Source organism: Morganella sp. GD04133 (assembly GCF_029835375.1).
Taxonomy (GTDB): Bacteria; Pseudomonadota; Gammaproteobacteria; order Enterobacterales; family Enterobacteriaceae; genus Morganella; species Morganella morganii_B.
The window spans coordinates 1-6877 of record NZ_JAODZS010000068.1; the positions used below are offsets into that span (position 1 = coordinate 1).

Annotated in this window: 12 protein-coding genes and 1 pseudogene; 5 read left to right on the top strand and 8 right to left on the bottom strand. The window is 45.1% G+C overall.

The genetic code is table 11. The features are described 5' to 3' along the window. Positions 1 to 512: 512 nt before the first annotated feature. The 4 genes from N7387_RS20645 to N7387_RS20660 are packed head-to-tail and all read right to left on the bottom strand — an operon-like array spanning position 513 to position 2629. Positions 513 to 1511, bottom strand: coding sequence for a cell envelope biogenesis protein TolA (locus N7387_RS20645; protein ID WP_279800878.1), 999 nt, complete (start codon positions 1509 to 1511; stop codon positions 513 to 515). Positions 1512 to 1568: 57 nt separating this feature from the next. Beyond that, the gene (locus N7387_RS20650; protein WP_279800879.1) at positions 1569 to 1817 is read right to left on the bottom strand and encodes a hypothetical protein; all 249 of its coding nucleotides are present in this window, start codon (positions 1815 to 1817) and stop codon (positions 1569 to 1571) included. 1 nt (position 1818) lies between these two features. Continuing rightward, on the bottom strand, positions 1819 to 2040 hold the full coding sequence (locus tag N7387_RS20655; protein WP_228342896.1) for a hypothetical protein: 222 nt from the start codon (positions 2038 to 2040) through the stop codon (positions 1819 to 1821). A 43-nt stretch (positions 2041 to 2083) separates the two neighbouring features. Continuing rightward, positions 2084 to 2629, bottom strand: coding sequence for a hypothetical protein (locus N7387_RS20660; RefSeq protein WP_096875405.1), 546 nt, complete (start codon positions 2627 to 2629; stop codon positions 2084 to 2086). A 104-nt stretch (positions 2630 to 2733) separates the two neighbouring features. On the opposite strand from N7387_RS20660, the gene N7387_RS20665 reads away from it, so the two are divergent. Continuing rightward, on the top strand, positions 2734 to 3132 hold the full coding sequence (locus N7387_RS20665) for a hypothetical protein (protein ID WP_279800880.1): 399 nt from the start codon (positions 2734 to 2736) through the stop codon (positions 3130 to 3132). A 346-nt stretch (positions 3133 to 3478) separates the two neighbouring features. Here the strand turns inward: N7387_RS20665 and N7387_RS20670 are convergent, their stop codons facing one another. Next, positions 3479 to 3763 (bottom strand): hypothetical protein, encoded by a 285-nt coding sequence (locus tag N7387_RS20670; protein ID WP_279800881.1) that lies wholly within the window; start codon positions 3761 to 3763, stop codon positions 3479 to 3481. 411 nt (positions 3764 to 4174) lie between these two features. Here N7387_RS20670 and N7387_RS20675 point away from each other — a divergent pair, with 411 nt between their 5' ends. Then, entirely contained in the window at positions 4175 to 4375 is a 201-nt protein-coding gene (locus tag N7387_RS20675; protein WP_279800882.1) for a hypothetical protein, read from the top strand. Between the two features lie 50 nt (positions 4376 to 4425). Here N7387_RS20675 and N7387_RS20680 read toward each other — a convergent pair whose 3' ends face one another. Genes N7387_RS20680 through N7387_RS20690 form a run of 3 tightly spaced genes read right to left on the bottom strand, consistent with a single transcriptional unit; the run spans position 4426 to position 5989 of the window. Further along, entirely contained in the window at positions 4426 to 4845 is a 420-nt protein-coding gene (locus N7387_RS20680; RefSeq protein ID WP_279800883.1) for a hypothetical protein, read from the bottom strand. Further along, a complete protein-coding gene (locus N7387_RS20685) occupies positions 4835 to 5299 on the bottom strand; it encodes a hypothetical protein (protein WP_279800884.1) in 465 nt (154 codons plus the stop codon). The genes N7387_RS20680 and N7387_RS20685 overlap by 11 nt, the downstream gene beginning before the upstream one ends. A 45-nt stretch (positions 5300 to 5344) precedes the next feature. Then, entirely contained in the window at positions 5345 to 5989 is a 645-nt protein-coding gene (locus N7387_RS20690) for a LexA family transcriptional regulator (protein WP_279800887.1), read from the bottom strand. A 107-nt stretch (positions 5990 to 6096) separates the two neighbouring features. On the opposite strand from N7387_RS20690, the gene N7387_RS20695 reads away from it, so the two are divergent. The 3 genes and pseudogenes from N7387_RS20695 to N7387_RS20705 form a co-directional block, all read left to right on the top strand. Further along, positions 6097 to 6306 carry a helix-turn-helix transcriptional regulator gene (locus N7387_RS20695; RefSeq protein WP_279800885.1) on the top strand — a complete coding sequence of 70 codons (210 nt, stop codon included), beginning with the start codon at positions 6097 to 6099 and terminating at the stop codon, positions 6304 to 6306. Positions 6307 to 6425: 119 nt separating this feature from the next. Beyond that, positions 6426 to 6752 carry a hypothetical protein gene (locus tag N7387_RS20700; RefSeq protein WP_279800886.1) on the top strand — a complete coding sequence of 109 codons (327 nt, stop codon included), beginning with the start codon at positions 6426 to 6428 and terminating at the stop codon, positions 6750 to 6752. Positions 6753 to 6776: 24 nt separating this feature from the next. Continuing rightward, a pseudogene (locus tag N7387_RS20705) lies at positions 6777 to 6877 on the top strand (DNA-binding protein); the annotation flags it as partial.

Genomic DNA, 6877 nt, shown 5'->3' on the forward strand with positions numbered 1-6877 from the left:
GCATCCTGCCACGCCACATGCTCCAGCCGTCGCTCTTCCTGAGCATCCTGCACTGCGTATGCGTTCATGCTACGCTCCTCCCTGCAAGCTGTGCGATAACATCCATGTCGAACCCTGCTTTCCGTAGCGTTTCAACGACTGATTGCTCATCCATGCGCCGTAATTCAGTGCCGACTAACTCCTGTATGTCGGCATCGCTATTTCCTATAGCCTCAGAATCAAGTCCGTTTATAAATACCCGTCCGTGGGTAGTGATTACCGACTCGCCGGTTCTGCTGGAAACGCTGAAGTGGTCGCAAGTTATCTGCATATCTGCCTCCCGTAACTTTCTCTGAGTAATTCCATTGCTAACCACCAGATGTCATCGCATTTCTGGCGTATAGCTACCCGCGCCTGTGCTTGTGCCAGACGGAAAACGTTCTGATTGATAGTCATGTGATTACCGTAAAATTAGTAAGATGAGTGATGCTGATATGAATAGGGTGACTGCGTAGAATGCGCTGGTCATGGCATCAGTAATTGATTTTTACTGATGACACCGCTCCTTTGGCGATGGCAATGATGCATGCCTTTGCACAATCTTCTGGGATGCCTGTGGCGATTAAATCCTGCATCGCCTGGTTATTTACTTTAGCTCTGTGCGCAGTATCAGCCTGGCGCTTTAATTCTTCCTGCTTCTGGCGCTCAATCTCTGCCAGTCGTGCGCGTTCGGCTTCCTCTGCCTTGCGCCGCTCCGCTTCAACTGCAGCCAACTTTTCACGCTCAGCCTTCGCGATAGCTTCCTGCTTTTCACGTTCTGCGCGTTCCTGCGCCTCTCTAGCCTCACGTTCGCGCTTAGCTGCCGCCTCGACTTCCTGTCGTGCTTTTAATTCCGCAGCTTCACGTTCCTGTTTGGCTTTCAGCTCCGCCGATTCACGGTCACGCTGTGCTTTTTGCTCAGCTTCGATTCGTGCCTGCTCTGCAGCCTGACGCTTGATTTCGTTTTCATGCTCAATGCGTTTGCGTTCTTCTTCGGCTTTTTTCTCAACAATCAGCCGGTCACACTCTGCGTTCATTTCCAGTGCTTCGGCATGAAGATACGGCATCAATCTGGCGAGTTCATCAGCCTTTCTTTTCTCTTCATCAACTACTCTCTGGGCTTCCTCAGCTTGCTTTCTGGCTGCTTCCTGAGCTTCCCATTCTTCTACCGGGCGCTTTACTTGTGCCGCCAGAGAGTCCAGCGCGTCACGAAACATTTTGCGGCTTGCATCTACCTTTTTCGGCAGCTCCTTCAGTCCGTCAACTACTTCCTTACCGGCTTTATCGATGTAAGTTTTTGATCGGGTGACATCGAAAGCCAGTGATATCAGTTTTTTGCGGTGCGCCAATACGGATAAATTCAGCTCACCTAATTCTGCTTTGCGCCTTTCAGTTTCCCGCTCAACACTAACAATTAATTCCTGAACCTTATCCGGCGCTGTAAAAAGGTCGAGCGCTGTCGCTGGTTCGATAACGACCAGTTCGTTTGCCATAATTAACTCCGTTTATTTATAGGGTGGGTTACTTCTGTGTGAAAGAGAGCAGGGCGGCTATTCGCGGCCAAGTGCTTTGTTGATTGCTGCGTCCGCCTGGTTGTGGTGAGCAACCAGTTTCCGGAGTTCGATTAATGCTTCCAGTAAATCAGGCGCTGCCGCTATTAGTCTGGCGTTCGCCACTTCTTCCTCGTCACCGTTACATCCGATACTGTCAGTAATAACACATTGCCACTCCTCATCCCTTACCAGTAACCGACCTTCATTGCTTGTGTACCACGGCCCCGGTGTACCCTTAAATTCCATGTCATTTCTCCCTTGCTCTGAGCATTGCGTCTGCCATGCGGTAATAAAGTTCAGCGGCGTTATCTAGGATTACGTCGGCCGATTGTGGGGAATAATATCCCGTGTCTTCGGTTTGCGCAGCCCAATCACCCTGCATGGCTTTGGCTGCAAACATGTCTCGCAATGATGCGATATCATGCGTTCCGTCTTTGCTGTAAATCAGTGGTAATTCTTTATCTGTCATACTTCCTCCTATGCACTTCCCTGTGCTATGTGATGTCCGATAACTAAATCCGCATCGGCATAATTAATACCGACACAGGTGTTTTATGTGGGTTTACGATGTCGCAAATAACCGCATCACACGCCGTCTTTACCTGAATTTGAAGTGCAGGAAGTTTCGGATTAACGTACTTGGCTATTTTTTCCAGCTTCGCCATATATCCAGCGTTAAATCCTATTTTTGATGGCAACTGCTCATCTGCGTTTCTTGCATTTCTCATTACCCTAGAGACATCCGGATATTTACCATCAATGACACCGCAAAGCGTGACACCAACGGTTACTTCTTCATCGGTCAGAAGTTTCACAATGCCTGCGTCTGTATCAAAAACCGCATAATCAAATGTTTTGGTGGGTAGCTTTCCGACAGACAGGATAACTTCGTGGTCAATCTGGTTATCATGTTCACCGTAAGCAAGCATGTGTCCGTCAGTGCCAGCCACCTTTCCATCGGGAAGGAAGCAGATTCCGCAGATGTAATAGCGAACATCTCTTACCGCCATGCATTCCATGACAGCCAGAAGCGTTGCTTTGTCTATTCTCAATTGCATGCGTACTCCTGTTAATAGTTATCCCCGCTGCGGGGTGTTATTTTGTTACCTGGTGTTAAAATACTGATATACTCCGCTTAATTTAAGTAAGTGGATTTATAATTATGAAATTACCTGTTGTTGTGGCTCTATTACTCTCTACGTCTGCCATGGCTGCGAATCAATGCAAGCCTGATGATATTTGTTTAAAGATTGAAACAGGTAGTGACGTTCATGCCGTGCATTGCTCTGGAATAAAAAGCACTAAATTTAAATATAGTGAAAAATATGGTGATGAATTTGTTATTTATGTAGATGAAAAATATGATTTTAATAGATTTGTTAGACGAAATTACAATAGTGGTAATGAAGTGAGTATTTATTTGTTGAACTATAAATTTAATCTTAAGTCAATATACCCAAGGTTGCGTAATAATATTGCAATTAATATCTCTCATGAAAAAGTATATGATGCGGCTAATAAGGTTAAATCATGTGTTGATAATTTAAATCCAATCAATTAAACACTTGTTAGTAACTCGAATATTAACATGCTAATTAACCCACCATAGCCCACTCACCGAATGGGCTGTGATTAGTTGCCACACTCTCGCAGTGGCCTCGCTCATGCCCTTGAGTTGCTGTCGCCTCTTGGCCGCTAATAACTGGTGCGGGTTTGGCGTTCCCGCTGCTTTACCAGAGCTACTTGTAATCTAAACCTTGACCCGTCGCTACACAGGCTAGCCATCCGGCTACTCAGGGGTTAGTCACTACCTAACCATTGTCGCTATGCAACTGCGGTCTATCCGCGTTACTTAACCATTGGTATGTCCTCCTGTTCGTTTATCTGCGCTCACACAACCCATCAGGTCATGCCCTTGCCGTAATGCCACCGTTCGGCATAATCGGCTTGCGGTTCATTCTCAGCTGCTTGCGTGGCGCTTCCGGTGCATCTTTCAGACCGATAATCAGCTCTGCAAACACATCTGTTTCGTCTGCCGGCCGCCCGAAAACTGAATCAAAAATCTCCTCCACTGAGCGGCTTTTAGGCTTCGCTGCATACTCCTCACGCTTTCTGTCCCAGAAAGCATTTTGCTTTGCTAACCGGCAGTTCTTCGCGTTGTCTTTCTTTGGAATAACAGTAATTGTTGCCATATTGCCTCCTGAGTAATTTTTGGTGGTGTAGCGATGTCGGCTTGGCTCTACCACAAGTTGCGCCAGCGCCGCTCCCGACTCAGCTTGCATATGTGGATGCGCTGCTGATTACTTTTGGTGCCGGTCGCTACACCCCAAAAACCACTCAGTGGTGATCTGACACTTATTCAGATCAGGTTCCCGATTATTAAAGAGCTAAGTCCGTTTTATCTTTGGCTCCGTGCCGTTGATGGGAGTATATTCACAAAATGTGATTTTAATGTCAACCACAAAATGTGTTTAATGACTCAATTGAGAGTAATGATTATGATTTTAAAAGAAAAATAATTTCTCGATTAGTCACATTTTGTGTGGTGGATCACAATGATCTGGTCAATAAATATCCATTATGCCGAAAACATAGGGGGATTTATGACCGAAGCAGAACAGCGAGAGCACTATGAGAAGGTAATGGGGATTGTCGGCAAGGTGGTGATGTACACACTGCACAGTCGCGGTGATGTCATTTGCCGGGATGATTTGATAGACGAACTCAGGAAGCACAAGAAAGAAGCACCAACGAAGGAAATCAAGGCGTTACTGAATGATGCGATAAAGATGGTTGAGAGATAGGCACAAAAAAGCCCTCGCGGGGAGGGCTGGGGGTTATTTAATTAATTTTACTATTTGAGTAATGCTATCACCGCAGGTATGACGGCTGCGACTGCTATAGCAAGCCCAATCAGCCACTGAGTGCGAGTAGATGCTGTTTTTTGGTTTTCATAACGCTCATCAAGCTTTACATCAAGCACTGAAAGAGTGGTTATAACTTTACCCATTTGAGCGTTTTGCTCTTCGCGCCAGTGAGCCATCTCCTCGCGCATACCAGAGGCTATAACCTGAACTTCGGCTTTATTCTGAGCTAGTTTTGCGTCTAGTTCTTCTCTGGTCATGTCAATATCCTCACTTACACCTATGCCATTTCCTTGATCAGTATATCCATCGTTTTTGTGGTTAGCAAATGAACCGGACTGACTGGCGCCGGAAGGGATTTTATCTCTGTATCTTTTCCCTTCTGATAGTTGTACGACATTATTCTTCATTTTGTTTACTTTTTATGACAAAAAATGTTGATAAGGAATGTATTTCGATTTCGTTATCATTGAGATCAAAATCGTAAAGGAAGCTATTTACTTGGTAAATCCCACAGGCGGTTAGCGGAATCTCGTCCATATCAACATCAAACTCTCCCTCAAGGTATTTCCCATTCACTAGCGGCGTGGTCATCCTGACTGAATATGCCTCCGCGAGAGGGTCAATGAATGTTTTGCTTTCTCCTGCTTGAACTGATATATCAATTGGAATTACAAATATCTTGAATTGATAACTATAGTTAGGCTTCAACCCAACAAGTCCGACATGAAATTTAAGGTCTATACATTTAGCATCAGGAGGTACGGCAATACTGGTAATGGGAGCTTTGTTATCGTCCTTATCGCTAAACGGGACTATATAGCTAATTTTTTCAAAATTTTCTATTTTTTCTTTACTAGTCATTTTGTTACCATTGATCTTTTTCCGCTAGACTCATAAATATACACCCTAAAACGTGTCGTCAGGCCACTGTGACTTAACCACTTTTCCCACTATCTGGCAGTTACCGTTGATAGTTATCAGCTCATAACGGGGGTTTAGTGGCTCTAAATATTCAACACCACCATCCCTGATCAGTCGCTTAAACGTGAATTCATCGTTTAGCATGCGAGCCACACAGAAATCCCCGAACTCAACATCCTCTTCAGGGTCAACAAGTATCAGCATGCCTTCCGGGAAGCTTGGTTTCCCGCCCTGCGGGGCAGTCATGGAATGCCCTTCAACCTCTAGCCAAAAAGCTTTCTTACTGGCTTTTTTTGCCGTTGGAATCCAATCCGTCGCATCTCTTTCGGTATATGAATTTCCGTTTTCAGTGAAGCATCCAGCCTGAACTTTGGTGAAAAGCGGGTATGAATAATTCCTCACCACCTGTTCAGCTTGACTGCCAAACATTAACTCAGCCGGAGATACCCCCAGCATCTCACTGATGATAATCGCATCGTCTGCACTTATTTTTCTCTCGCCAAGCTCATAATTACCGATTCTTGAGGCGGCAGAATACCCACACAACTTAGCAAGCTGCGCTTGACTTAATCCTTTCGATTCGCGAATCGACTTCAGTCTTTCGCCGATGATTTCATTTATTTTTTTCATACTCATCTTTTAACACAAACCGTGATTTAAGTATTTAAACGTTTTGTGATTGACAGTTAATCACATATTGTGTGTAATGTTGGCTGTATACATGGAGGACACCAATTATGAACAACATTGCAGAACAGCGAAAAAAATTAGGAATTTCTCAAGCTGTTTTGGCTGCATCCATTGGGTGGGGCCAATCTCGGATCGCTAACTACGAATTGAACACCAGAACTCCGGGGCTGAGTGAGTGCCGACAGATCGTAGATGCCCTGCAAAAACTTGGCGCTAAATGCTCGTTAGATGACGTTTTCCCGCCGCAAGCTGCATAAGCCAACCGCTCTTTACACAATTTAGCCCGTTCCGGATATGTGCTGGAACATTTTTCAACACAGCAACCCCTCACAGGAAGTGAGCGAATAACTGTATCTCAATAAGGACATTATGAATTATGAATGACGCAAATCCACGCAAAACGTTAAACCGTTTTGTATCGAATCATCTGATAGCAACAGCACATCAGGCTCTGAGGACAACATCTCAAACAGTAGTCGCCAGACTGCTTGATGTTCATGACTCAACCATCATGCGCAGAACCGAAAGAATACCGGAGATATGCGAGACATTAGCCGCAGCCGGTATCACTGACTTTGTCCTGCCGGGTGAAAAAAAGATAAGCGAAGAAGAATACCGGTTTCTGTGGAAGCAGATCGGTGAGCTTTCAGTAATGAGAGCAAAAGAAAACGCCCCGGCTGTTGTAGCAGCAGAGGCGCATTAACTGAACATACATACAGGAGTAATTATGAGTTCTTTATCGCTGCATTACAAGTCAAAAGATAAGAACGGTACGGAGACAACGGTCAAAAAAACGTATCTGGTGCCGGTTTCAGAGTTGTACGTCGA

Coding starts and splice junctions, on each gene's coding strand:
- N7387_RS20675 (WP_279800882.1), top strand. CDS start 4,175: ATGACCGAAGCAGAACAGCGAGAGCACTATGAGAAGGTAATGGGGATT.
- N7387_RS20700 (WP_279800886.1), top strand. CDS start 6,426: ATGAATGACGCAAATCCACGCAAAACGTTAAACCGTTTTGTATCGAAT.
- N7387_RS20660 (WP_096875405.1), bottom strand. CDS start 2,629: ATGCAATTGAGAATAGACAAAGCAACGCTTCTGGCTGTCATGGAATGC.
- N7387_RS20695 (WP_279800885.1), top strand. CDS start 6,097: ATGAACAACATTGCAGAACAGCGAAAAAAATTAGGAATTTCTCAAGCT.
- N7387_RS20690 (WP_279800887.1), bottom strand. CDS start 5,989: ATGAAAAAAATAAATGAAATCATCGGCGAAAGACTGAAGTCGATTCGC.
- N7387_RS20655 (WP_228342896.1), bottom strand. CDS start 2,040: ATGACAGATAAAGAATTACCACTGATTTACAGCAAAGACGGAACGCAT.
- N7387_RS20685 (WP_279800884.1), bottom strand. CDS start 5,299: ATGACTAGTAAAGAAAAAATAGAAAATTTTGAAAAAATTAGCTATATA.
- N7387_RS20650 (WP_279800879.1), bottom strand. CDS start 1,817: ATGGAATTTAAGGGTACACCGGGGCCGTGGTACACAAGCAATGAAGGT.
- N7387_RS20670 (WP_279800881.1), bottom strand. CDS start 3,763: ATGGCAACAATTACTGTTATTCCAAAGAAAGACAACGCGAAGAACTGC.
- N7387_RS20680 (WP_279800883.1), bottom strand. CDS start 4,845: ATGAAGAATAATGTCGTACAACTATCAGAAGGGAAAAGATACAGAGAT.
- N7387_RS20665 (WP_279800880.1), top strand. CDS start 2,734: ATGAAATTACCTGTTGTTGTGGCTCTATTACTCTCTACGTCTGCCATG.
- N7387_RS20645 (WP_279800878.1), bottom strand. CDS start 1,511: ATGGCAAACGAACTGGTCGTTATCGAACCAGCGACAGCGCTCGACCTT.